This is a genomic window from Winogradskyella sp. MIT101101, from assembly GCF_047126865.1.
GTDB classification, from domain to species: Bacteria; Bacteroidota; Bacteroidia; order Flavobacteriales; family Flavobacteriaceae; genus Winogradskyella; species Winogradskyella ouciana.
In genome coordinates this window covers 1306550-1332904 of record NZ_CP138982.1, presented here as the reverse complement: position 1 = coordinate 1332904, position 26355 = coordinate 1306550, and the positions used below count along the sequence as shown (strand labels likewise).

The following is a 26355-nucleotide window of genomic DNA, read 5'->3' as shown; positions in this document are numbered from 1 at the left end:
TTAAACTATTTAAATTTGAACGATTACTAAGTTAAAAGATTTTTTGCGCTTTTTCAATGAATTTATTGACTGAATAAGAGTATTGTCTAATTGTGTTATGTGTGTTAAAAAGTAAAAAACATCGATAAAAATAAAAGGAGTCTGTTAAAACAATAATATATATTTAATTATTTAGTATTATTATTATATTTATGAAAAATTTGAGGATATGATAAAACAACTACTCGACTATAAACTATATCTTTCTTCAATATTCATTGCATTAACCTTTATGTTCAATGGTTACGCTCAGACTTTTGACCGTGTGGAAACCATCGTAGGATTAGGTGAACTGCAAAATAACAACGGAATCGCAGTTGCCGACTACGATGGCGATAATGACCTCGATATATTTGTTGTGGCAAAAGCAATCGATGATCCTGAGAATCCTATAACACTTAGCAGACTATTTAGAAATAATAATGATGGATCTTTCACGGATGTTACTGAAGAGGCCGGTTTTTCCGAAATGTACGCTCCAGAAATGGAACCTGAAGAATTTACAGGTCTAGATGGTTATAAATTTGGAGCATCCTGGGGCGATTATAACAACGATGGTTTCCCAGATTTATTTATGACGTTTCTCGATGAGGTGCAGTTATGGCGAAACTTGGGCAACGGAACGTTTGCAGATGTAACAGAGATTTCAGGTATAACAAGTGTTAATGATTGTGGCAATACAGGCGCAACTTGGTTTGACTATAATAATGATGGTTTTTTGGATTTGTTTATCGCAGATTGGGCAAGATGTTCAAAAAGTACACTGTATTTAAACGATGGCGATTCAACATTCACGGATGTTAGCCAAACTACGGGTATTTCTAACATTAACATATATGCGAGTTTTGTAGGATTACCTTTTGATTTTAACTCTGATGGTTTTATCGATCTATATGTTTCTAATGATCTCGGTGAGCCTAATGAATTATTTATAAACCAAAGTGGAACTAGCTTTGTTGATGAGGCTGTAAGCTATAATGTCAACACAACAGGAGATGATATGGGAATAGCTGTTGCTGATTACAATTTAGATGGCTTGTTTGATATTTTTGTTACTGCTATAGATGACAATTTTCTGTTAACAAATAATGGCGATGGTACTTTTTCAGAATTGGCAGATGCTAATGGCGTTGGTAACTCATTATGGTCTTGGGGAACACGTTTCTCGGATTTTGATTTAGATGGTGATGAGGATTTATTTGTTGCAAACGGATTTGTTCCTAACCGTAGAGGTGAAGAACCAAATTTTTATTATAGAAATATGGCTTCACAGGGTTCGAGTTCATTTGTTGATTTTTCTTCTCAGTTGGGTTTAAATGAACTAGGAATAAGTGTTGAAGCTAACGATTTTGATTATGACAATGATGGAGATGTCGATTTGCTGGTTACCAATAGTGATAGATCTGTATTCTTTTATGAAAACAAAACGCTCAACTATGATGACACCGTAAGTACTTTAAGTTGGTATAAGGTGGTTTTACAGGGAACAACGTCTAATAGAGATGCCATAGGAACAACGGTTACTTTAACGACTGATATAGGTGTATTTAAAAGATATTACGCAGGAGTTGGTTTTTTAAGTCAGAATCTACAACCATTGCATTTTGGGTTAAATAACGCAACAGAAATTACACAGATACAAATTGAGTGGCCTTCTGGATTGGAGGAAATATACAATAACTTAGAAACAAATAAAACCGTTAAGGTTGTTGAAGGTCAAGGAATTGAGGTGTTAGATATTCAACCTAGTCAAAAAGTGTATGGTTGTACAGACCCTGTATCCTGTAATTATAATCCGGATGCAACCTTAGATGATGGCTCGTGCACCTATTTGCCATCACAAGTAATAATAGGTAATACAAATTCTTCTTTTCTAAGAACCGAAACTTATTCTTACAACATTGCACCAGGTTCAACAGCTAATTGGCAAGTTTCAGGAGGAGAGATTTTAAGTGGACAAGGAACAAATAGTATAATGGTAAAGTGGCATTTAGAGGAATCAGGGCGCGTAGCTGTTACTGAATCTGACGATGAATGCTCAAGTTTAGAAGCCTCGATTGACGTAACATTAGGTGTTGATAATCTTCCCGAAGGTATATCCATTGCAAGATTGTGGAATGAAGCCTTGCTTGAGGCAATCAGGGATGATTTTGCCAGACCAACGGTACATGCCAGAAACTTGTTTCATACCAGTGTAGCTATGTATGATATTTGGGCAATTTATGATGACGTTGCTACACCTTACTTAATTGGTAATACGGTCAATGGTTTCTCGAGTACACTTGAAGAATTCACACCAACTGAAGATTTAGAGACTTCTTTGAGCAAGTCCATTAGCTATGCTATGTATCGTTTAATGTTACATCGCTTTCAGAATTCGCCAGGATTAGAGGAAACTCAAGCAAGATTGAATTTATTAATGGAAAAATTGGGCTATGATACAAACTTTACATCGTTAATGTATGAAGACGGAGATGCAGCAGCCTTTGGGAATTATGTAGCACAAAATTTAATTGACTATGGTTTACAAGATGGCTCTAGGGAAACCACAGGCTATGATAATGCTTATTACGAACCGGTTAACGATCCGTATGCTTTAGATGCTAATAGTGGAGAGAATCCACCGATTATAGATCCTAATCGCTGGCAACCGTTGGCACTAAACATCTTCATAGATCAAGGAGGTCAAATTATTGATGAAGACACTCCACCGTTTTTGAGTCCAGAATGGGGAAATGTATCTGGATTTGCTTTATCCGAAGACGATAAAGTAACGTTTCAAAGAGATGGTAATGATTTTCATGTTTTTCATGACCCTTCAGATCCGCCTTATATCAGCTGGACAGAAGATAACGTAGAAAGCGATGCCTATAAATGGGGATTTTCAATGGTTTCGGTTTGGCAATCGCATTTAGATCAAAATGATGGAGTGATGTGGGATATCTCCCCAAATTCCATCGGTAATGCTGATATCAGTACGTTCCCAACAGACTATGCTGACTATCCCAGTTTCTATAACTTTTTTGAAGGAGGTGCCAATGGCAACGGCCATGCTTTAAATCCTGTAACAGGTAACCCATACGACGTTAATATGGTACCACGTGGAGATTATGCAAGAGTATTGGCAGAATTTTGGGCAGACGGCCCAGATTCTGAAACTCCTCCTGGCCATTGGTTTACAATTTTAAACTATGTGAATGATCATCCACAATTCGAAAAGCGTTTTGAAGGTGAAGGAGACATTTTAGACCCTTTAGAATGGGACGTAAAAGCGTATTTTATTTTAGGAGGAGGTATGCACGATTCAGCGATTTCAGCGTGGAGCGTTAAGGGTTGGTATGATTATATTCGACCGATTTCTGCAATTCGCTCTATGGCAGAACGAGGACAGAGCACAGACAATACTTTAGATAATTACGATGTTGGAGGCATTCAGCTTATTGATGATTATATAGAAATTGTTGAGGAAGGTGATCCTTTGGCAGGTTTTGCCAATCAACACGTTGGTAAAATAAAATTATACACTTGGAAAGGTCATGATTTTATTGGTAATACAGAAACCGACCAAGCAGGAGTAGGCTGGATTTTAGCAGAGGATTGGTATCCGTATCAACGCCCCACATTTGTTACACCGCCATTTGCTGGCTATGTGTCTGGGCATTCTACTTTTTCAAGAGCTGCGGCAGAATTGATGGCTATGATGACGGGTAGCGAATTTTTTCCAGGTGGATTGGGAGAGTTTACCGCAAAAGCCAATGAGTTTTTAGTATTCGAAGAAGGTCCTTCAGTGGATGTAGTCTTGCAATGGGCAACCTATAGAGATGCATCTGACCAAACGAGTTTAAGTAGAATTTGGGGAGGCATTCACCCACCAGCAGATGATATTCCTGGTCGTTTTATAGGTCAAGTGGTTGCAGAAGATACTTTTGATTTTGCCGTGCCATATTTTAGCGGACAACTAAGTGTTGAAGAACTTGATGCGCCTATCAAGATATATCCAAACCCAACTGTTGATAGGGAAATTTTTATTGGTCAAACAGATGGTAGTGAAACTATTGAGGTTTTTGATATCAGTGGGAGACGAATAGAGTTAGCCAATAGAACTTATGACGAATTAAATCATACTACCTCACTAAAGTTTAATGATACAGCCTCTGGATTGTATTTGATAAGGGTTAACGATACTTCTAAAATGATTGTGGTTAAGGATTAGGAGTCTAAATAATTACAATTATTTTTGCGTCAATGCGAACACAGCTTTTAGATTTTATACCTACAGAAGCGCAACCACAGGTCGATACCTTATTGGCTGAAGATAATCTTGTCGTTAAAGTTAAGAACGAACGGAAGACTAAACATGGTGACTATAGGCAGTTGCCCAATGGTAAGCATCAAATTACGGTAAATGGTAATTTAAATCCGTATCGTTTTTTAATCACGTTGATTCATGAAATAGCACATTTTGAAGCTTATAACAAATTTGGTCGTTTTATAAAACCACATGGCAAAGAATGGAAGCATACCTTTCAGTATTTAATGTTACCATTTTTACGACCAGAAATCTTTCCAATGGAATTATTACCATTATTGGCAAGCCATTTCAAAAATCCAAAAGCATCTAGCGATACCGACACAAAATTGGCTTATGCCTTAAAACAGTTTGATGAAGGTGAAGACAAAACCTTTGTGTTTGAAGTACCTATTGGAAAAAATTTCAAATTATATAACGGTAGAATTTTTAAACGTGGGAACCAAAGAAGAAAACGTTTTGAATGTGTAGAAGTTAAAACAGGTAAGTTATATTTGTTTAATCCTAATGCAGAAGTAGAATTATTTGATGAAAAATAAAAATTATTACGCCATACTAATGGCAGGTGGAGTTGGCTCTAGATTTTGGCCTATAAGTACGCAAAACTTTCCGAAGCAGTTCCATGATATGCTGGGTACAGGAGATACCTTGATACAAAAAACCTTTAATCGTCTGGCAAACCTTATTCCAGAAGAAAATATTTTCATTCTAACCAATGAGCGATACAATGATTTGGTGTTTGAACAATTACCTGGTGTCACTAAACGTCAGGTGGTTTTAGAGCCAGCTATGCGAAATACAGCGCCATGCATTCTGTACGCATCTTTAAAAATTCAGAAGGAAAATGAAGATGCCGTAATGATTGTAGCACCTAGTGACCATTGGATTGAGGACGAAGAGGCTTTTTCAAATAATGTAAAAACAGCCTTTGATTTTTGTGAATCTAACGATGCGTTAATGACTTTAGGAATTACGCCAACATTTCCGAATACAGGTTATGGCTATATTGAGTACGATAAATCTTCAACTTCAGAAATTAAGTCTGTAAATCAATTCAGGGAAAAACCAGACTACAACACAGCGAAGTCGTTCTTAGAGCAAGGCAATTTCTTATGGAATGCTGGTATTTTTATGTGGAGTGTTAAAACTGTGATTTCTGCTTTTAAAAATAATCAACCTGAATTATTTCAACTATTTGAAAGTGGTTATAGTGTCTATAATACTGAATTTGAAGATGACTTTATAAGGGATAATTACGGTAAGGCTGAAAACATCTCAGTCGATTATGCGTTAATGGAAAAGAGCGATAATGTTTATGTAATTCCGGCAACCTTTGATTGGAATGATTTGGGCACTTGGGGAAGTCTTTATGATAAATTGGATAAGGATGAAAACAACAATGCAGTAGTAAATTCTAAAGTCCTGGCGGAAGATGCATCTGGTAATATGATTAGATCTAAAAAGGATAAAATTGTTGTTATTGATGGTTTAAAAGATTATATCATTGTAGATAAAGATGAAGTTTTACTTATCTTTCCTAAGTCTAAAGAGCAAGATATTAAGAAAGTACTCCAAAATGTAAAAGCCAATTTTGGGGAAGAATATGGTTAATTATGAGTGACGAAAATAAATTCAACTTTTCTGAAGAAGAACAACAGCAAGTAGATAAGGAAAAGGCTGTTGAAGAAAAAAAGGAAGCCGTAAAGAAGGATGCGAAAGGGTTAGTTGCCAGTATTTCTAACTTTTTGAGTGAGCTTTTAGATTTTAGGGAAGATACAGATAGAGATGCTACAATTGCTGCAATTAAGGCAGATATTCCTTTTAAAGGTGCAACAGCTTGGATTTTGGTCTGTTCTATTTTCGTAGCTTCCGTTGGTCTTAATGCAGATTCACCTGCTGTTGTTATTGGAGCGATGTTAATTTCTCCATTAATGGGCCCTATTCTAGGCCTTGGTCTCTCAATAGCCATAAACGATATAGACACCTTAAAACGGTCACTGATCAATTTGGCCATAATGATTGTATTGAGCTTATTAACTGCTTTTTTATTCTTCAAGTTTTTTCCTACTGCAGATATAATGACAACTGAGTTGTTCGGTAGAACTAAGCCAGATTTGAGGGACGTCCTCATAGCGTTTTTTGGTGGTGCGGCACTTATTATTGCTCGTACAAAAAAGGGCACTATAGCGTCAGTTATATTTGGTGTGGCAATTGCAACCGCACTTATGCCTCCATTATGTACAGCAGGCTATGGACTCGCTCATGACTTTGATTACTTTAAAGGAGCGATGTATCTCTTTACTATTAATACCATTTTTATAGCTTTAGCAACCTTCTTAATACTTAAGTTGCTGCGATTTCCTATGCTTAAATATGCAAATTCCAAAAAACGTAAATTCATCGCAAGATTGGCTTCTGTTATCGCTATTTTAGTTATGGCACCTGCTATTTGGACATTCATTAATGTCCTTAATGAAAAGAATTTTGAAAGAGATGCCATAAGTTTTATAGATAATGAACTAGAAGGCTTGCCTCATTCGGAATATATTAAGGCTAATGCTTTTCATGACTATAAAAGAGATTCCATTTCCAGGATCACGTTAAATACGTTTGGTCTAGACGAAATATCCGAGACATCAATAAGCTTACTAAGAGGTAGAATGAAAGAGTATAGCGCTTTAAATGAAACCGAACTGATTGTTAATCAAAATAAACTAAGGAATTTGGATAACATTCGCTATATGGAAGAATTACGTTCAAGGGATTCTTTGCAATTGATGAGTCAACAAGAAAAAATTGCATTTTTAGAAAACAAGGTGCAAAGTCTTTCTAAACTAGAACGAGATCAAATTCCGTTTCAGGATATTATTAAGGAGTTAAAGATCAATCACGAAAATCTAGAGAGTATAACTTTTTCTAATGAAATATCTTCAAATTTAAAGACTTTAGACACGCTAAAAGTGTTTAGATTAAAATGGAATGACTCTTTGATAAATTCAGAAACAAAACAAAAAGAAACCCAAAAAATAAAAGCCTTCTTAAAGGAAAGGCTAGATTTGGATACGCTAGATGTACAAATAAGAAATTAATTACTGATTTTCTTCTATATACATCTTACGTACTTTTTTAAACAGTTCTGAAGAATACACAAAATCAGTCACAACTTCATTATCTGTTCTAAATATGGTTTCTTTTGAGCCTTCCCAAGCTTTAAGACCATCTTTTAAGAAAACGATTTTCTCGCCTATTTCCATAACGGAATTCATATCGTGAGAGTTTATGACTGTAGTGATTTGATATTCGTCTGTGATTTCTTGTATAAGATTATCTATAACTATAGCTGTTTTTGGGTCTAGCCCAGAGTTGGGTTCATCACAAAATAGATACTTAGGATTGTTAACGATGGCTCTTGCAATAGCAACTCGCTTTTGCATTCCACCAGATGCTTCACTGGGCATTTTATGATGCGCATCATCTAAATTAACACGTTTTAAAACAAAATCTACCCGATCTTCCATTTCGCTTTTACTCTGTTTAGTGAACATTCTTAATGGGAACATCACATTTTCTGCAATGGTCATGGAGTCAAAAAGCGCACTGCCTTGAAAGACCATGCCAATTTTTGATCTTAATTCTGTTTTTTCATCGGTACTTAGTTTGCTAAAAACTTTACCATCGTATGAAATACTGCCTTCTTCATATTCAAATAGGCCAAGTAAGCATTTTAAAAATACAGTTTTACCAGAGCCACTTTGACCAATAATGAGATTGGTTTTTCCTTTTTCAAAAGAGGTAGAAATGCCCTTTAGAATATGAGCATCACCAAACGATTTATGTAAGTCTTTCACCTCTATCATTAGCCCAAGAGTAAACTGGTTAGTAAAAAGTTCAATAAAATAATCACAACACTAGTCCAAACAAAAGAGGTAGTACTAGCCTTACCAACTTCAAGTGCTCCACCTTTCATAAAATAGCCATAGAAGGATGGAATCGTAGCAAGGATAAATGCAAAGACCATAGTTTTTATAAAGGCATAGACCATATGAAATGGTATAAAGTCATTTTGCACACCTTCAATATAGTTTTCCAATGTTCCATAACCACCATACACACATGCTGCTAAGCCACCTAAAATCCCCAGAAACATAGCAATGGAAATCACAAAAGGATATAATGTTAAAGCAACAAATTTTGGAAATACTAAATAATTAATGGCATTAATTCCCATAACCTCGAGAGCATCTATTTGTTCAGTAACTCTCATAGTGCCTATGCTCGATGTGATAAATGATCCGACTTTACCAGCCATTATTATGGAAATAAAAGTAGGAGCAAATTCTAAAATTATAGATTGGCGCGTAGCAAAACCAACCAGGTATTTTGGAATCAGTGGATTGCTAATGTTTAAGGAGGTTTGTATGGCAACAACTCCTCCAACAAAAAATGCAATAAAAGCAACAATACCCAGAGAACCTATGATAAGATCATCAATATCTTTAAGAATTAAGGGTTTCATCACAGACCACTTGGTAGGTTTGCGGAAAACATTCTTAATCATTAAAAAGTAAGCGCCAATATTATGGAGGTAACTCATGCAAGAATTTATTATGCTAAAGTATGAAAAAAGATGAGTTTATTAATGTTAATTTAAATTAAGATAGTCTAAAAAACGTATTTTTGAAACTCAAAAGAATGACAATTTTATAATGAAAAACATCTTCACAATAATCTTATCTATGACTTTGGTTTTGTCTTGTGGGTCACAAGAAAAGACAATGAATTCAAATGAAGACATAAAAAAAAGTGACTCTAATTCTAAACCAAAATTGGTTGTTGGTATTGTTGTGGATCAGATGCGCTATGATTATTTAACTCGTTTTGAATCTAAGTTTGGTGACGGTGGTTTTAAGCGTATGATGCGAGAAGGGTTTAATTGTAAGAACAATCACTTTAATTATGTACCTACTTATACTGGGCCAGGGCACGCATCGGTTTTTACTGGTACAGTACCAAAATACCATGGAGTGATTGGTAATAATTGGTATGATAAGCAGACGAAAGAAACGGTGTATTGTGCAGGTGATGATAAGGTTGAATCGGTTGGTACAGATCACATGGCAGGTAAAATGTCTCCGCATAGAATGCAAACTACCACATTTGCAGACGAAAACCGTTTATTTACGCAATTACAAGGGAAAACCATAGGTGTTTCTTTAAAAGATAGAGGTGCTGTGTTGCCTGCTGGCCATACAGCGAATGCGGCATATTGGTTTCATGGAAGGGACGAAGGGGTTTGGATTACTAGTAGTTTTTATATGCAAGATTTACCAAATTGGGTTAAGGAATTTAATGCTTCTGACATAGCAGAAACTTACTTTAAAGTTTGGAACACGCTTTATGACATAACTACTTATACCGAAAGCGGTACAGATGACAACACGTTTGAAGGAGGATTTAATGGAAAGGAAAAAGCAACGTTTCCTTATGACTTGCAGGCCTTACGTGAGCACAATCGCAATTTTGAAATCCTTAAAGCAACACCTTACGGCAACAGTTTAACTACAGATTTTGCAATAGCGGCTATAAAAGGTGAGCAATTGGGTGAGGATGATGTTACGGATGTCCTTACACTTAGCTTTTCGAGTACGGACTATGTTGGTCATAATTTTGGGGTAAATTCAAAAGAGGTAGAAGACACTTACATTAGGTTAGATAAAGATTTGGAACGTTTTTTCAATTATCTCGATGAGACAGTTGGGGTGGGAGAGTATACGGTATTTTTAACAGCTGATCACGGTGCAATAGATGTACCTAACTATTTAAGAAGCTTAAAGATTCCTGCTGGGTATTTAAACAACATGGCGACAAAAACCAGATTCGAAGAATATTTACTGCGCACATTCAATAATTCTGATTTGATTGAAAATGTAAGTAATAATCAAATATTCCTAAATAGAAAGCGCATTGATAGTTTGGGACTAAATATTAACACAGTGACCGAGCAATTCGTTAACGAATTAATACAGTATGAACATGTCGATAAAGTATATTCTGCAAAAACCATGACGACGACGGATTTTACTCAGGGAATAGAAACACTACTTCAAAATGGTTTTAACCAAAAACGGTCTGGTGATATTATATTGGTGCCAGACCCAGATTATATTTCTTACGGAAAAACGGGCTCTACACATGGTAGTGGATTAAACCACGACACTCATGTACCGCTTTTATTCTTCGGAAAAGGCATAAAGCATGGTGCCACATTTGAAAAAACGGTAATACCAGATATTGCACCAACAATGTCTGCTTTGTTGGGCATTAGTTTTCCTAATAGTGCAACAGGAAGTGTTTTGGGTTTTGTGATTGATTAGTTATATAGAAAAAGGCTTTGAAATTAATCAAAGCCTTTAACATAACTAAAAAAAAAGGATACTATTTTACGATAATTTTCTTTTGAATAATACCCTGTTTAGTTGATATTTTAATAAAGTAAATACCTGTATTAAGGTTGCCTAATCTAATCGAATCAGCTTTTGTTTTTTGTGTAAATTTTATATTGCCAAACATGTCTACCACTTCGATGGCATTTACGTCATAAGACTCTAAACCTTGAATCTTAATACTAGAACCAGCTTTTACCGGATTTGGCGATACCTTAATGGATTCAGCTTTTTTTCCGAAGCCACCTCCGTTTCCATTACATTCTGGGAATGTATTGCCATTGGCATCAGTATTTGGTATAGCACAGGCAAAAGTTTTGCTCACGGTTTCTGTACACTCCTCATAAGAAACAGTTACAGTTGCTGATACAATTCTGTCATTTATTGATGCCGAAACCAAAATAGTATCTCCACCACTATATGATTGCGTTAAACCACTCTGACGTGTAGTTGTCCAATTATAAGTAGCACCAGACGGATAATTGCCATTTGCCATTAAATACACATTGTCAGAACCACTCTGTGTACCATCTATATATTCATCTAAAATGGCCACCCAAGAGCTCTCGCATTCATCTTCCTCTTCACAATCAATGAATGTTATCTCCTTACCTTGATGTCCAAAAGCGGCACCAGTATTATCAGAAAAGTTAGCTATAACCACTAAATCGTACTCTAGTGTTGGGTCTAAGTTAAGACTCAAGGGATTAATGGTAAACGAATAATTAGGATTTGTGAAATCTCTTTGAGCAATAACTTCGGATGAAACATATTCTCCTGTTAGAGAATTGAAAGAATCAAGATATAATGTTACGTTAGCTTCATAAGTAGCATCGCAACTCGGAATTATATAATATCCAGACACGATAAATCTTTTTGACGGACAATTGATTTTAATTAGGTCCATATAAACACTACCTTCTTCACAAGGTCCAGCAGTTTTTTCTTTTTTAGACAAACCTCCTCCACCTTTTCTATTACATTCTGGAAATAAATCACCATTGGCGTCAGAATTAGGGATTGCACAAGCAAATGTTCTATTAACGGTCTCAGAGCACCCTTGGTAAGAAACTGTTACTGAAGCAGAAGTAATTCTATTATTTATTGACGCATCCACTAATCTTGGATTGTCCGTAGTTGTAGCGTAAGTTTGTGTTAACCCACTCTGGCGTGTTGTTGTCCAGGTATAGGTAGCACCAGATGGATAATTGCCATTTGCCATAAGATAAACGTAATCTGACCCACTCTGGGTGCCATCTATATACTCATCTAAAATTGCAACCCAATAGTCATCACAGCTATTGCCACCACCGCAGGTATAGGTTTCACAGGCTTCTATACAATTACCATTTATAAAGCGTGTTACTTTAATTTTAAAAGTTCCGCTAGAACAACTTACATTAACTGTTTGGGAAGTATTAGAGCCTTGAATTGTGGCATTACCTTCGCATATTTCCCAAAAGTAAGCCTGAGCACTTGTAGCTTCAAAAACATTATCTGAAATTTCTGAAATTACATTAGATGGATCTGAGCAATTGCTGCATTGAGCATAAGATGTTATCCCTCCTAAGAAAAGTAACATAATAAAGATAGTTTTTTTGATTCTCATAATTTTGATTATTTAATTGAACAATTTGTTTTATGCCCTATTGTTCCTAATTAATTAGTTTGTTACCCAATTACTTTCTGATATTATCATATATATAAAAAAAGGTCTTTCAATTATTTGAAAGACCTCTTCTGTTATGTTTAATAACCTGGTTTTATTCAAACCCAGTATCGTTTCCATTATCTGCATCTATATCATCGCATATACCATCACCATCTTGATCATTACCCTCTGCACAAGGACTTGAAGACTCGCATTTAGGAAGTTCACCAGTAGTGGTTCTCCATGAACAACTGTTATCAAATGTTGAATTTGATAAGTTAAGAACGTTGGCAATTTTCACTGTAACAGCAACTGTTTCTATACCATCATACTCTGGATCTTGCCCTAAACCGTCACCGCAATCAATTACCGCTGCATTATTAGATACATTTTGGTTAGCAGGAATGGTCACATAGGCTACATCAGCAACAACTTCATTGCCCTCTTCGCTTAGCATGGTCAAATAAATTTCAACTCTTCTATCGTAGTTTTTAGTATTTGTACCAGTTGATGCATAAACTGTGTAAGGTGCACCAGTGGCGGCAGTTTCGTCTACAACCATTGCTGGAGTAATTATACAACCAGTAGGTGGGTTTCGTTCTTGTAAGGATAAATCTGTTGTGTTTTTTTCGGATTCAATAAAGTTATCTTCTACACTGTCCTTAGAGCAGGATGTCATAAACAATAAAGTAAAAAGAATCAGTACAATTGAATTTGTTTTCATAATGTTAAATATTTAATTAGACAATTTGTTTTATACCCTACTGTTCCTAATTAAATATTTTGTTACCCTATAAAACCTAATTCTTTTTTAGTCTGACTATTAAAAATATGATTATCAATGCGATAAGTCCTAAAACAAAATAGTGAAGTGTTGTAAATCCCGTATTTAAATCTATGGTATTAGCATCACCCAAAAGGATAAACGAAGACCAATAGTATGGTGAAGCTTCAGATAAAGAGTGGGATGAAATGTAGTTAAGCTTGGCTTCTCTTAATGCTTCTGATTTAGACTTGCCATCTTTGAGTTTTTTGTAAAAATCTTTCATTAAGAATGATGTAGATTTATCGTTGACTGTCCAAAGTGTGGTCAAAACACTTTGAGAACCACTATAAAAAAAGCCTCTGGCCAAACTCATTACACCTTCACCTGTATATATTTCTCCTAGGGAAGTGTTGCAAGCACTTAGTACCACTAAATCTGCTGAAGTGTTATGATTAAATAACTCGTTAAGGTGTAATTTTTTATTATGGAAGGAAATCCATGGACTTATTGTGTCACTGGCATTGGCATGCGATGCAATATGTATAATTTTGGCATTCTCGCTGTTTTTGTAAAAATTAGATTTACTGGCATCTTCGTAAAGAAAGAGATTAGATGAACTTAGTTCGTTTAAGGATTTTAGCTCTTCTTCTGTATGAGTTAAACGGGCTAAATTATCCTCAAAATTTATAGGTGCAAATGCTACGATACTGTTATCATTTTCTCTTTTTAATTCCCTGTTTTTTATTAAGAATGTTATCGAATATGAGTAGTTAATCTCATTTCGAAATATTAAATAACTTCTGGCATCCTCTTTATTAATTATTAACGATTCAAAAGGTATGTTTTGTAAATTGTTGTCTGGGATTATGGTGATTACTTTTTGACCTATTGCCTCTCTTATATCTTCTGGGAATAATATATTATATAAGGTATGAGATGTTTCAGTAAACTGATCTAAGTCGACGTTGTTTGTAATTGGAGTGTTGAGGTACTTTCTGTAGTTAATAGTGAGATCTTTTAATTGGTCGGCATTAGGTATTTCAAAAAGGATGAGATCACCTTTAGAGATTAACAGACCATAACCTATTTCACTATCATGTATATATGCTATATAAACCTCATTTGGTGATAAATGATTTTGATTTAAGGTATCAAAATCAATTACCTCTATAGGCTTTTCTAATTTGTATAATAATTTTACATCTTTATCTAAGCCATCAATAAATTTGTTATAATTTTCTTTGGCAACAATTAATTTTCTACTTATTTCTGCTGTTGGTGTTGTGCTTTTTAGTGTTTCTAATTTTGTGATTTTAGCTTTTAAAGCTTTCTCTTTTTTAGAAATAGTATTTGGTATTTGTGTAGTTTCTCTTATGGACTTTAAATTGACATCTTCCAGTAACTGCAAGGCTTTGCTTTTTTCAATATAATAAAAGGCATCCCTTGGTCTATTAGTCTTATAGCAAACCTCTACAGCTAGTAAATACAAATCTGTAGCTGTTTTTCGCCAAAATAATTTCGATTTATATTCAATATCAGATAACCTAGCATTATCAATTAGCCAATCCCCTAATTCTATAGTTTTAATGGCTTGTTCATAATAGTAATCTTTTTTAGAGTTTACTTCAGCTAACTCTAACCAGATATCAGCTTTTGCGATAAGACTTGAAATAAGTTGATTTTTAAATTTATTGGAAATTAAAGTTTCTCTATTTGGTAATTCTTCTAAATTATTAGTTCGTTTTGAGATTAGAGGTTCAATGGATTTTTGAGCACTTTTTATGGCAAAGTCAAAGTTTTCAAAATGTTTATAATGCTTAGCTAAATTTCTTTGTATGACGGCATACATTTCTTTGCTCGTTCTACATTTTAAGGCTTTTTTAAAAAAGTTTTCAGCCTCTGGTCGTTTATCTTTTAAATGAATTAACCCAAGATCATTATTAATTAAACAAACTTCTTTGATGTTGTCAGTACTTTCTGCAATTTTTAAAGCTTTATTGAAGTTTTGTATTGCTATATCAAAATTGTAATCACTTCTGTCTGAATGTAAGTTACCGAGTAACTTATAGATTTGTATAATATACTTATCAGATATTTTCATAGAGGGTGAATTTTCTATATAGTCAATAGTATTTGACGTAATGCTGATTGCTTCTTGAATAGATTTATCTGTATTAATAATTAGATTAGATTTGCCAATGCCTAAGGTTGACATAGCTAAGTACGTATCGTTATTAAGTTTTTCTGAGATTAACCTGCAAAGTTTATAATACTCTAAAGATTTATAGTAATCACCTACTATATCATAGTATATTTCCGCAATTTGGAACGCTCCCCTTAAGGCATATTCATCAGATTCGTTATATCTCAGTAATCTCTTTAAAGTGTTTAGTGCATTTTCCGTTTCTCCTTGTCTGGATTCATAAAATCCTAGACTATAAATATTGCGTCTGTAAAAAGCCTTGTCCTCATATTTTATGGAGTCCATTATAGCTAAATTCCTTCTGTTGAGTTTAATTGCTTTCATTAAATCATCAGTTCCCCTATACCACCTTATAATTTCAAAGGATTCAATAACTAAGGAATCAAATTTTTTTTCTTGGATATATCGTTGCATCAAGGAGTCAAACTTCTCACTTTTTTCTTCATTAGTTAAACTTTGATTATTGTATATGGATTCAAAGTTATTCTGAGAAAATGAAGAACTAAAGAAAAATATCAGTAGAATGATAAAAAGATTTTTCATAATTATCCAAAATAGAAAAACGGATAGTAATTACCTATCCGTTCTTATAGAATTATCAATTAATTTTAAAAACAGCCCTCATATTCAGTAGGTACTAAATTATCCTTAGGTTCTACATCACCATCATCTGGATTCGTTCTAGGTTTAGGATTAGTGGTTACATTACCATCTTCATCTCCCCAACCTTCATCTGGTTCTGTATTGCTGCTACCTGATGATGTACTAGAATTGTTATTGCCATCTCCATTGTTAACTGCAGAAACACCACTGTGGTATCCACCAATAGAATCAACATAAATATCGTATTCTTCTTTGGAAACAACCCAACGTTCTATGTTTCCGCAACTAGCATTGGCATACTCTACAGTATGTATTGTAAAATGATTAGACATTTCGTTGAAGTAATGTTGACTAAAGGAACCAAAATACTGGCCATTGTAATTAGCTTCTATATAATCCATGTCTAAATAAAGCGAGTAAGTTTCTACCGGATTACCATTTTCGTCGTAGTAATTCACCTGAGAATTATCTACATTTCTTTGATAAGAAGTAGAACTAGCTTTAGTGTCTGATTTTGAACTGGATTCTTTAAACTTTTCGTTAATATCGGAAATTTCTATACTTTCCTCTGTTGGTGATAGGTACAATTCTTCCTTTTCACATCCAAAACTTACTGCCACTAATGCCAATAAGCATACATAAATTAAATTTTTCATCGTTTTTTTATTTTAAAGTTACAACCCTATGTTCAAGGAAAATAAAATTGTTACCCATAAATATAAAAGTTTATTTTTGTTTTGTAGTATAAATTATACAAGTGATTGACAATTCTCTTTATTTAAAAGCTTTGCTTAATAATGATTCTAAAATTATTAAGCATATCTATAATGATAATTTTTTTAAGGTTAGGGCTTTTGTGGTTAAAAATAAAGGGCAGCAGCAAGATGCAGAAGATATATTTCAAAAAGCATTACTGCAATTGGCAGTACGATACAAGAAAGAAAAGTTTATTATAAAGACGAGTTTTGAGGCTTATTTATTTACGGTTTGCAAAAATCTTTGGAGAAGGGAGTTAAATAAATCCAAAATTAAGGTAACAAACAATGAATTTATAGAACCTAAGGATGAAAATGAAGATATAGCATTAGCAGTTTTAGAACAAAAGCGTTGGGAATTATTTACAGAATGCCTAGAGCTTATTTCTGAAAATTGTAAACAAATATTGAAGTTATTCTTTGCTAAAACCTCTTATGCCAAAATGGTTGAGCTATTTGGTTATAACTCAGAAACTGTGGTGCGGCAACGAGTTTTTAAGTGTAAAACTAAATTGAAAGAATTAGTAAAAAAGGATAAGCGTTTTGCAGCTTTGATTGAACTATAACAATGGAAGACGAAATTTTAATTGATAATTACCTAAAAGGTGAGTTGTCTAAAGATGAAGAGAAAGCATTTTTAGAACGACTAGAGTCTGATATTGCTTTTAATGAAAAGTTTCAACTAGAAAAACAACTGTTTGATGCTTTGAATGAGGATAGCTGGAGCTTCACTAAAAAAAGGAACAAAGAACTAGAAACGTATAAAACACTGTTAGAGTCAGAAGATATAGAGGCTTTAAAAGATACTTTAAAAAGTACTACTGCAAGTTTTAACACATCTGATCAAAATAATAAGAGCAGAAGAATTTATTATCACCTAGCGGCTGCGTCTGTTGTAGTATTCTTGGGCTTTCAATTCTTTTTTAATCAGAATGTTTCTAATCAAGATTTGTATAATGATTATGTTGGGTTAAGTGATTTACCATCCTTTGTTTCTAGAAATGATGAAGCAAATACACTATCTGAAGTTCAAAACTTGTTCGAAGCCAAAAAGTATGACGAGGCATTGACTATTTTTCAATCGCAGCCAGATGATGTTGAGAATAAAAGTATTGTGTTAATATACCAAGGGATTGCTCAAACCGAACTTGGTAGGTATAAGGAAGCAGAAGTAACATTCAACAGCTTAATAAACAGCGATCTTTTAGATGCTAACAAAGGATACTGGTATAAGGCGTTGATGTATTTAAAACAGAGTAGGGTAGAAGACACCAAAGAGATTTTAAACAGAATTGTTTCTGAAAACTTATTCAATAAAAAGAAGGCGCTAGACTTATTAAGTGAATTGCAATAGTTGAGTTAGCTCAACTTATTATAGATTCCCTTCCAACGTAGTTTTCTGATGAATTTTCCCTCGTCTTTTGAGACTAAGAATTCCGTTCTATTGGATTTAGCTTTAAAGTAACCTTTCATATAATCCTTAAATAATCCAAAGCTCCTTTTTTTATAGGCGAATTTTACTGCCGAAATGAATGTAATCCAAAATCCATAGCGCATTTTATACATGGCTTCACCTTGCAGATATTTTGAAGCCTTGTTGTAAGATTTTCCAGTTGGCTTTAGGTGTTTTACTTTAAGAGATTCATCTGTGAGAATTTCCCAACCGTGATATTTGGCTAATAGCTCATCGACTGTATCCCAACCCATTGATGGTTTAAGTTGACCAATCTGCTCAAAACATGTTTTGCGATAAGCTTTCAATGCACCTCTAACATGGTCCTTGTTGGTTAAATTTTCCAAAACCCAATCTCCATCTTTTTCAATGAAACAGAAACCGGATGCCATACCAAGTTGTTTATTGGTTTTGAAATGATTTGAAATCACTTTTAGATAATCTCTCGGAAAGATTAAATCAGCATCAAATTTACAGATAATGTCGAAATTGTCATCTAAGGTTTCTAGTCCTTTGTTAAAGGCATGGATAATTTTGGATCCTGGTAGATGCTTATCTGATGAGGTGATTTTGACTAAAGAAATCCAGTTGTATCTTGAAGCAAAATCTTTTACAATATTTTCGGTTTTGTCAGTAGAATTATCATTAACCACAACAACTTGTTTTGGCAATTCAGTTTGCTCCACCAGAGATTGCAAGGTCTTGCCAATATAATCTTCTTCGTTGTGTGCTGGTATGATGATATAGAAGTTCAAATCCCAATTATTAAATTTCAAAAACCAAAACTACGCAAACCCATTTGGAATTTAGAGTTTTAGGTTTTGGAATTTTAAAACCTTTCTGCATAGACGATATAATAACGTGGAGTGAACCTCCTAAGAATTGGTCTTATACCAAGCTTCTTTACAGGGTTGGTCCATTTTTGTCTGTCTTTAATTTTCCATCCGGTTTTTTCTAATAACCAGTCGAGTTGCCAATCTTCAAACTCATGGTAATGTCTATCCCACTTGTCGGTCTTGCTCTTATATGCAGAGGCAAACCATAATCGCAAAGGGACACTTATAACAAGTTTTTCAGATTTTATGGATTTTAAAACTTCATAAGGAGAGAGCAAATGTTCAAAAATTTCAAAAGCTGTTACTACGTCTGCTGACGAATTTCCCAAGGCAGAACGGTCTTCGTCCAGATCTTCTCCTGTTGTATTTTCAACCGAAAAACCTTCAGAAATCAGAATTTCTGAAAAGGGATTTTTAACGCCTAAATCTAAAATAGATTCAGAGGTTTTAATGTGTTTTTTTAGGAATTGAAGCGTAAGTTTATAACGCTTATTCGGATATGTTTTTTCGTACATGTTATTACCGCGAAAGCGTTATATTTTAAAATCAATACCTATACGTCATTGCATTTATATGCATTCCTGCACCAACGCTAGCAAAGATGATAACGTCACCTTTTTCAATACTATGGTCTTTCATTTTGTTCTTTCTGATAAGGTCAAAAAGTGTTGGCACAGTGGCGACAGAACTGTTACCCAACTTATGGATGCTCATTGGCATAATGCCCTCAGGAACTGGTGTTTTGTATAATCTGTAGAATCGCTTTATGATGGCCTCATCCATTTTCTCATTAGCCTGATGAATCAATATTTTCTTAACCTCAGAGATGTCAATTCCACTATTATCCAAGCATGTTTTCATGGCGTTGGGAACATTGTTCAATGCAAATTCATAAATCTTTCGGCCATGCATTTTAATGTACTTTGTATCCTTGCACAACTCTTGGTTGTTCGATTTTCCGAAGAATAAATAATAAGCCTCGTCGTACGTAAAACTGGCAGTTTCGTGGGCCAAAATTCCTTCTTCTTCCGATGCCTCAACAATTGTCGCTCCAGCACCATCTGAATAAATCATAGAATCTCTATCGTGCTTATCTACTACACGAGATAATGTTTCAGAACCGATAACCAAACAACGTTTAGCTATTCCTGCTTTGATAAAAGCTTGTGCCTGTATAACGCCTTCTAACCAACCAGGACATCCAAAAAGAATATCATATGCAACACACTTTGGGTTTTTGATTCTTAAGCTATGTTTTACTCGAGATGCCAAACAAGGCAGTAAATCACTTTGAATGGTATTGGCTTTTACATCACCAAAATTGTGGGCGCAAATAATATAATCTATTTCTTCTGGGTTAACATTAGCGTCGTCAATAGCTTTTTGAGCCGCTAAAAAACCAATATCAGATGAGGTTAGTTGCTCATTTGCATAACGTCTCTCAGCTATACCAGTAATAGCTTTAAACTTATCTACAATGATTTCATTTGGATAGTCGATAGATGTCCCATCTTGATTGAGAAATCTATGCTCATGAAAATCTTCATTCTTCTCTATACTCTTCGGGATATAACTACCTGTTCCCGTTATTTTAACATTCATAATACCGTGTCTGAAATTATATTTTGCAAATCAACCTACAATTTAACTATATTTTATTTAATAGTTTTTAAAAAATGTTCAATTTTACGATGTTCAACAGCAAAAATTATGCCTCAATAAAATCTTCTATTGGAGCACAACTACACATTAAATTCCTATCGCCATAGGCATCATCTACACGTCTAACACTAGGCCAGAACTTATTGTTTTTTACATAGTCTAATGGAAATGCAGCTTCTTGTCTAGTGTATGGCAACAACCATTCATCTGAAGTCAACATATCCATGGTGTGTGGAGCGTTCTTTAACACATTGTTTGGTTCATCTTTAGAGGTACGGTCTATCTCTTTGCGTATAGAGATCATAGCGTCACAAAAACGATCCATTTCTGCTTTGCTCTCACTCTCAGTGGGTTCTATCATCATAGTACCAGCAACTGGGAAAGATACCGTAGGCGCATGGAATCCATAATCCATTAAACGTTTTGCAATATCCGTGACTTCGATACCATTGGCTTTAAAATCTCGGCAATCTACAATCATTTCGTGGGCAGCACGTCCATTTTCACCTGTGTAAAGTGTGTCGTAATAACCTTCTAATCGCTCTTTGATATAGTTGGCATTAAGTATGGCTGCTTCCGTCGCTTTTTTCAAGCCATCAGCTCCAAGCATTGTTATATAACCATAGGAAATTATACATGCTAGTGATGAACCGAACGGTGCTGATGAAATAGCGGAAATAGCTTGATGACCACCAGTTTTTATGATTGGATTTCCTGGTAAAAATGGCACTAACTGCTCTGCAACACAAATTGGTCCAACACCTGGGCCACCACCACCATGTGGAATAGCAAAAGTTTTGTGTAAGTTAAGATGACACACATCAGCTCCGATATTTCCTGGATTGGTTAAGCCTACTTGAGCGTTCATGTTGGCGCCATCCATATAAACTTGTCCGCCATTATCGTGAATGATTTGTGTAATTTCTTTTATGGCCGATTCATATACTCCATGTGTTGAAGGATAGGTAACCATTATAGCTGCTAAATTGTCTTTATGCAACTCTGCTTTTTCTCTTAAATCATCAACATCTATATTACCATTTTCAGATGCTTTGGTCACAACTACTTTCATACCTGCCATTACAGCACTTGCAGGATTTGTACCATGTGCTGATGACGGAATTAAACAAATGTTTCTATGATGGTCACCACGAGATTCATGGTAAGCTCTAATAACCATAAGACCAGCAAACTCACCTTGAGCTCCAGAATTTGGCTGCAATGAGGTGGCTGCAAATCCTGTGATTTCAGTCAACTGATTTTCTAAAGCATTTAGCATTAATTTGTAGCCAGCAGCTTGGTCAGCTGGTGCAAAAGGGTGCATATTTCCCCAACTTGGCCAGCTTAATGGTAGCATTTCTGATGCTGCATTAAGCTTCATAGTACAAGACCCAAGCGAAATCATAGAATGATTTAAGGCTAAATCTTTTCGTTCTAATCGCTTTATGTAGCGCATCAATTCTGTTTCAGAATGATATGAATTAAACACTTCAAAGGTTAGAAAATCGGTCTGTCGTTTCAATTCGCTTGGAATAATATCACCTTCAATGAGTTCAGTAATTTTATCAGCTTTATTTTCAGTAACGATTTCAAAAATTGAAACAATTTCATTTAGATCTTCAATAGTAGTGGTTTCATTTACAGAAATAGTTACAGTGTTACTGTCTGGATAATAAAAGTTGACTTCTTTTTTCTCCGCATAATATTTCACATTAACAGGATCAGCTTTAACCTGAAGCGTATCAAAATAATGTGAATTGACTTGTTCTACACCAAGACTTTCTAAAGCTTTAGCTAATGTTGAAGCCGTATTTTTTACTTTATCTGCAATAAACTGTAAACCTTTTGGTCCGTGATATACTGCATACATCCCAGCCATAACGGCTAATAATACTTGTGCTGTACAAATATTAGAAGTTGCTTTATCGCGCTTAATATGTTGTTCTCTGGTTTGTAATGCCATACGCAAGGCTCTGTTGCCATTGGCATCTTTGGTCACACCAATTATACGTCCAGGAACATCTCGTTTATAAGCTTCTTTTGTGGCAAAATATGCGGCATGTGGACCACCATAACCCATCGGAATACCAAATCGTTGTGTAGTACCAACAACCACATCAGCACCAAATTTCCCTGGTGCTTCAAGCTTAACCAAGCTTAAAATATCTGCAGCTACGGCAACTTTAATGTTAACGGCATTTGCTTTTTCTATAAAGGACTTTATATCCGTAATCTGGCCATTTTTACCAGGATATTGCAGTAAGGCACCAAAATACTCGTCCGAAAGATTGTATTCGGCTTCATTTCCGATTTCTAATTCAATTCCAATTGGTGTTGCTCTGGTTTCTAACAGGTCAATCGTTTGTGGCAGTACTAAATCTGAAACAAAAAACTTATTGACACCAGCTTTTTTCTGGGCTCTGTCCCTTACAGCAAATAGCAAGCTCATCGCTTCTGCTGCAGCTGTACTTTCGTCTAAAAGTGAAGCGTTGGCAATTTCCATTCCTGTAAGATCTATGATCATTGTCTGGAAATTTAAAAGCGCCTCCAATCGACCTTGAGCTATTTCAGCTTGATACGGAGTGTAAGCCGTGTACCATCCAGGATTTTCTAAAATATTACGCTGAATAACCGCTGGCATATTAGAGGGATGATATCCCAGACCTATGTAAGACTTATAGACTTTATTGAGTTGAGACAGCTTATTGATATGGTTTAGGTATTCTTGCTCGCTCATGGCAGGCTCTAAATCCAAATCTTTTTCTAAACGTATTCCCGCAGGAATAGTTTCAGAAACCAATTGGTCTATACTACTCACGCCAATGGTATTTAGCATTTCTTTTTGTTCTTGAGAACTTGGGCCTATATGTCTAAGCGCAAAAGAGGTTGTGTCCATTAAAAAAATGTTGTGTTTGTTTAGTTTTGCAAAAATACAGCTTTACCTCTTTTAATTAGTTAATGAAAACTAAAGTTTTTAACGGAAAGCAAGGGTTATTAACACATTGCCTATTTTTGTTTTATGAAGGTTTTAAAAGCCATTGTTGATTTTTATCTTAATAGCAGTATACATGTAGCACTGGCTGTATATGCCTTTACTTGGATAACCTTGTTACAGTTTGGACTGAATTATGATGAAAGTGTGCTTTACTTTGTCTTTTTTGCAACCATTACAGGTTATAACTTTGTAAAATATTTTGGAGTGGCTAAGTTTCACCATAGAAGTTTAGCAGGATGGCTAAAAGCTATTCAAATATTCTCACTTCTTGCATTTGTTGCTATGTGCTATTATGCACTTCAGCTCAATCTAAAAACCTTGATATATTTATCCGTGTTTGGTCTTATTACGTTTTTGTATGCTGTGCCTTTATTGCCTATGAGTTATTTTAGGGACAGCCAGATGAATTTAAGAGAGATTAGTGGGTTGAAAATTTATGTTATAGCTTTGGTTTGGGCGTTTACAACTGTGCTTTTGCCTTTGATTGAATTGGGCGTTGCGATTGATTCTGATGTTATAATAACAACTGTACAGCGCTTTATTTTAGTCATTGTATTAATGTTGCCTTTTGAGATAAGGGACTTGAATTTTGACAGTTTAAAATTGGGAACCATTCCTCAAAAAATCGGAATCAAAAACACAAAAATCACAGGTGTTTTATTGTTAATGGTGTTTTTCTTTTTAGAGTACTTTAAAGATGAGATGTCAGCAAATGCAATACTTTCTACATTAGTAATGGTATTTGTGACGCTTCTGTTTGTGGTGTTTTCCAATAAGCGCCAATCTATATACTATAGTGCTTTTTGGGTGGAGGGTTTGCCGATTATGTGGCTCGTAATATTATTGGTACTTGGCTAATTCTTCTTCAAACTGTTGTTGAAGCTTACTTCGCTCATCATTTCTTAAATAACTGACTTCAGCCTTCTGTAGCGCTTCAGTTAATTTGTTGTTTTTGCTGGAATATGCTCTAGTTATACGACACCAAGAAAGCCTAAGAGCAAGTTTAATTCGCTCCAATGTTGTAGCTTCAGCATATTGTCTTTTGTCACAAATATGCTTTGCTTCCTCACAACTTATAAATAAAAAACTTTTTTTCATTTCTATCCTAGCCTTCCTAAGAGAAGGGTTTATTATATTTTAAAACCATTTTTCTTCCATGCAATCTGCCAAAGCTGTTCTTGCTCTGTGAATGATTACCCAAAGATTAGACGCAGTGATATTTAATTCATTACAAATTGTTTCAGTTTCGTAGCCTAAAATTGTTTTCATTTTAAAAACTTGGGCTTGTTTTTCAGGTAGTTTGGAGATACAATCGTAAATGGCATCGCCCAATTCTGAATTTTCCAATCGATCTTCGGCCGTTTTATCAAAAGGGTCTGCAACACGTTCTTCTAGCCAGTCACCCTCAGCATCTGTATGGTTACTATAGCTCATTCTAACTTCTGCCTGGCCTTTTTTAGAATTTATTTTGCGATAGTAATCAATGATCTTACGCTTTAAAATTGAAATTAGCCACGTACGCTCACTAGCTTCACCCTTAAAGTTTTTCATAGCCTTAAGTCCTGCCAAAAATGTTTCAGAAACCAAATCTTGAGCAATCTCCCTATTGTTAACTCGCGAAATCGTGTAGTTAAAGAGATAGTCAGAATAAAGTTTTATCCAGTTATTGGGATCTAGTTTATGATTAGTCATTTAGAATATCATTGCAAGACCAAAAATAGGATAAAATATTAACTTCTAATATAAGCCAACTTATTAATTAGCTTTTGGTAGCACTGATGATATAATACCCGAAACTTCTCATATGAAGGCCAGATAGCAAGGCGTAAAATGACCCTTTTAGATTATGAAAACTTTCTTGCTTTAATCTTTTAAAGTTAAAGAGCTTTTTTAAGATAAATCCTGTAATGGCAAAAGGTACGTGCAAAACTGAAGGTGCAACCTTAAATGAAACGTTTTCTACTTTAATGTCAATAAAGCCTAGTGCTTCTAGTTTTTCTCTTATGTAGCCATGTGTTTCTAATTTTTCTAAGCTCCAATGGCTACATAGTTTTTTATAAGCGTATTTGCCACCTCTACACAGCTTAGATTGATCTTTTTTCAAGAAAGCATCTGCAATGACAAAGCGTCCGCCAGGTTTTAAAATACGATATGCTTCCTTTAATGATTTATAATCATGACCAGAATGACATAAACTTTCTATAGCGACCGCTGAATTAAACGTGTTGGATTGAAATGACGTATGGTTATAGTTTTCTTTGAGTATAATTCCGTTTTTGCCTTTAAGAAGTTCATTACCTTGTTTCACCTGAAAATCGGAAAGTGTTATTCCATAGGCAATGATATTTTTGTATTGCTTTAGGGCTTGTCTCATTGTGGCTCCCATGCCGCAGCCCATATCAACCAAACGGGTTTTGGATTTACCAATATGTAAGCGTTTAAGTACTTGACTATTCATTTCATTGAGCATAGAATCACGTTTAAACGGATTGGTTTTAAACGGGATAAAATACCCAAAGTGCATATTGTAATCGTTGCTCCAGAATTCGTAGTCTTCGGTAGCTTCGTTGTAGAAATCTACCATTTCTATTTTGTTCTGTTCAGAATCCGTTGTGTATGTAATTGATTGTGCCTTCATGA

At 34.9% G+C, this 26355-nt stretch carries 21 protein-coding genes; 8 read left to right on the top strand and 13 right to left on the bottom strand.

Going from position 1 to position 26355, the window contains the following annotated elements:
* Nucleotides 1–208: 208 nt before the first annotated feature.
* From SIB89_RS06260 to SIB89_RS06245, 4 genes are read left to right on the top strand one after another with little or no spacing between them, the layout of a single operon-like run.
* The gene (locus SIB89_RS06260) at nt 209–4252 is read left to right on the top strand and encodes an FG-GAP-like repeat-containing protein (RefSeq protein ID WP_412561567.1); all 4044 of its coding nucleotides are present in this window, start codon (nt 209–211) and stop codon (nt 4250–4252) included.
* 32 nt (nt 4253–4284) lie between these two features.
* A complete protein-coding gene (locus SIB89_RS06255) occupies nt 4285–4887 on the top strand; it encodes a SprT-like domain-containing protein (protein ID WP_412561566.1) in 603 nt (200 codons plus the stop codon).
* Nucleotides 4877–5959 carry a mannose-1-phosphate guanylyltransferase gene (locus SIB89_RS06250; protein WP_412561565.1) on the top strand — a complete coding sequence of 361 codons (1083 nt, stop codon included), beginning with the start codon at nt 4877–4879 and terminating at the stop codon, nt 5957–5959. Before SIB89_RS06255 ends, SIB89_RS06250 begins: the two co-directional genes overlap by 11 nt.
* A 2-nt stretch (nt 5960–5961) precedes the next feature.
* Nucleotides 5962–7437: a DUF389 domain-containing protein gene (locus SIB89_RS06245; protein ID WP_412561564.1), complete on the top strand. Its 1476-nt coding sequence runs from the start codon at nt 5962–5964 to the stop codon at nt 7435–7437.
* Here SIB89_RS06245 and SIB89_RS06240 read toward each other — a convergent pair whose 3' ends face one another.
* Nucleotides 7438–8205, bottom strand: a complete 768-nt coding sequence (locus tag SIB89_RS06240; protein ID WP_412561563.1) for an ABC transporter ATP-binding protein — start codon at nt 8203–8205, stop codon at nt 7438–7440.
* Nucleotides 8205–8942, bottom strand: a complete 738-nt coding sequence (locus SIB89_RS06235) for an MlaE family ABC transporter permease (RefSeq protein WP_155090017.1) — start codon at nt 8940–8942, stop codon at nt 8205–8207. Before SIB89_RS06235 ends, SIB89_RS06240 begins: the two co-directional genes overlap by 1 nt.
* 112 nt (nt 8943–9054) lie before the next feature.
* On the opposite strand from SIB89_RS06235, the gene pafA reads away from it, so the two are divergent.
* Nucleotides 9055–10722, top strand: coding sequence for an alkaline phosphatase PafA (gene pafA / locus SIB89_RS06230; protein WP_412561562.1), 1668 nt, complete (start codon nt 9055–9057; stop codon nt 10720–10722).
* Between the two features lie 61 nt (nt 10723–10783).
* Here pafA and SIB89_RS06225 read toward each other — a convergent pair whose 3' ends face one another.
* From SIB89_RS06225 to SIB89_RS06210, 4 genes are all read right to left on the bottom strand, one after another.
* Nucleotides 10784–12373: a T9SS type A sorting domain-containing protein gene (locus SIB89_RS06225; RefSeq protein ID WP_412561561.1), complete on the bottom strand. Its 1590-nt coding sequence runs from the start codon at nt 12371–12373 to the stop codon at nt 10784–10786.
* Between the two features lie 181 nt (nt 12374–12554).
* Entirely contained in the window at nt 12555–13166 is a 612-nt protein-coding gene (locus tag SIB89_RS06220) for a hypothetical protein (RefSeq protein WP_412561560.1), read from the bottom strand.
* A gap of 76 nt (nt 13167–13242) precedes the next feature.
* A complete protein-coding gene (locus tag SIB89_RS06215) occupies nt 13243–15954 on the bottom strand; it encodes a CHAT domain-containing protein (RefSeq protein ID WP_412561559.1) in 2712 nt (903 codons plus the stop codon).
* Nucleotides 15955–16019: 65 nt separating this feature from the next.
* A complete protein-coding gene (locus SIB89_RS06210; protein ID WP_412561558.1) occupies nt 16020–16670 on the bottom strand; it encodes a hypothetical protein in 651 nt (216 codons plus the stop codon).
* Between the two features lie 101 nt (nt 16671–16771).
* Between SIB89_RS06210 and SIB89_RS06205 the strand changes: the two genes are divergently transcribed.
* Nucleotides 16772–17335 (top strand): RNA polymerase sigma factor, encoded by a 564-nt coding sequence (locus SIB89_RS06205; protein ID WP_412561557.1) that lies wholly within the window; start codon nt 16772–16774, stop codon nt 17333–17335.
* Nucleotides 17336–17337: 2 nt separating this feature from the next.
* Complete coding sequence (locus SIB89_RS06200; RefSeq protein ID WP_412561556.1) at nt 17338–18123, top strand: hypothetical protein; 786 nt, start codon at nt 17338–17340, stop codon at nt 18121–18123.
* A 5-nt stretch (nt 18124–18128) separates the two neighbouring features.
* On the opposite strand, the gene SIB89_RS06195 is transcribed toward SIB89_RS06200, so the two are convergent.
* The 4 genes from SIB89_RS06195 to gcvP all read right to left on the bottom strand — a co-directional run bounded on the left by SIB89_RS06195 (nt 18129) and on the right by gcvP (nt 23616).
* Entirely contained in the window at nt 18129–18977 is an 849-nt protein-coding gene (locus SIB89_RS06195; protein ID WP_412561889.1) for a glycosyltransferase, read from the bottom strand.
* A 74-nt stretch (nt 18978–19051) separates the two neighbouring features.
* Entirely contained in the window at nt 19052–19573 is a 522-nt protein-coding gene (locus tag SIB89_RS06190) for a methyltransferase (RefSeq protein ID WP_412561555.1), read from the bottom strand.
* 31 nt (nt 19574–19604) lie between these two features.
* Nucleotides 19605–20660, bottom strand: a complete 1056-nt coding sequence (locus tag SIB89_RS06185; RefSeq protein WP_155090014.1) for a 3-oxoacyl-ACP synthase III family protein — start codon at nt 20658–20660, stop codon at nt 19605–19607.
* A 106-nt stretch (nt 20661–20766) separates the two neighbouring features.
* Nucleotides 20767–23616 carry an aminomethyl-transferring glycine dehydrogenase gene (gene gcvP, locus SIB89_RS06180; protein WP_412561554.1) on the bottom strand — a complete coding sequence of 950 codons (2850 nt, stop codon included), beginning with the start codon at nt 23614–23616 and terminating at the stop codon, nt 20767–20769.
* 123 nt (nt 23617–23739) lie between these two features.
* On the opposite strand from gcvP, the gene SIB89_RS06175 reads away from it, so the two are divergent.
* A complete protein-coding gene (locus SIB89_RS06175; protein WP_412561553.1) occupies nt 23740–24573 on the top strand; it encodes a hypothetical protein in 834 nt (277 codons plus the stop codon).
* Here the strand turns inward: SIB89_RS06175 and SIB89_RS06170 are convergent.
* From SIB89_RS06170 to SIB89_RS06160, 3 genes are all read right to left on the bottom strand, one after another.
* Nucleotides 24556–24813, bottom strand: a complete 258-nt coding sequence (locus tag SIB89_RS06170; RefSeq protein ID WP_155090011.1) for a hypothetical protein — start codon at nt 24811–24813, stop codon at nt 24556–24558. The two genes, SIB89_RS06175 and SIB89_RS06170, sit on opposite strands and share 18 nt — an antisense overlap.
* Before the next feature lie 39 nt (nt 24814–24852).
* Entirely contained in the window at nt 24853–25407 is a 555-nt protein-coding gene (locus SIB89_RS06165) for a sigma-70 family RNA polymerase sigma factor (protein ID WP_273289529.1), read from the bottom strand.
* A 67-nt stretch (nt 25408–25474) separates the two neighbouring features.
* On the bottom strand, nt 25475–26353 hold the full coding sequence (locus tag SIB89_RS06160; protein WP_412561552.1) for a methyltransferase domain-containing protein: 879 nt from the start codon (nt 26351–26353) through the stop codon (nt 25475–25477).
* Nucleotides 26354–26355 lie beyond the last annotated feature (2 nt).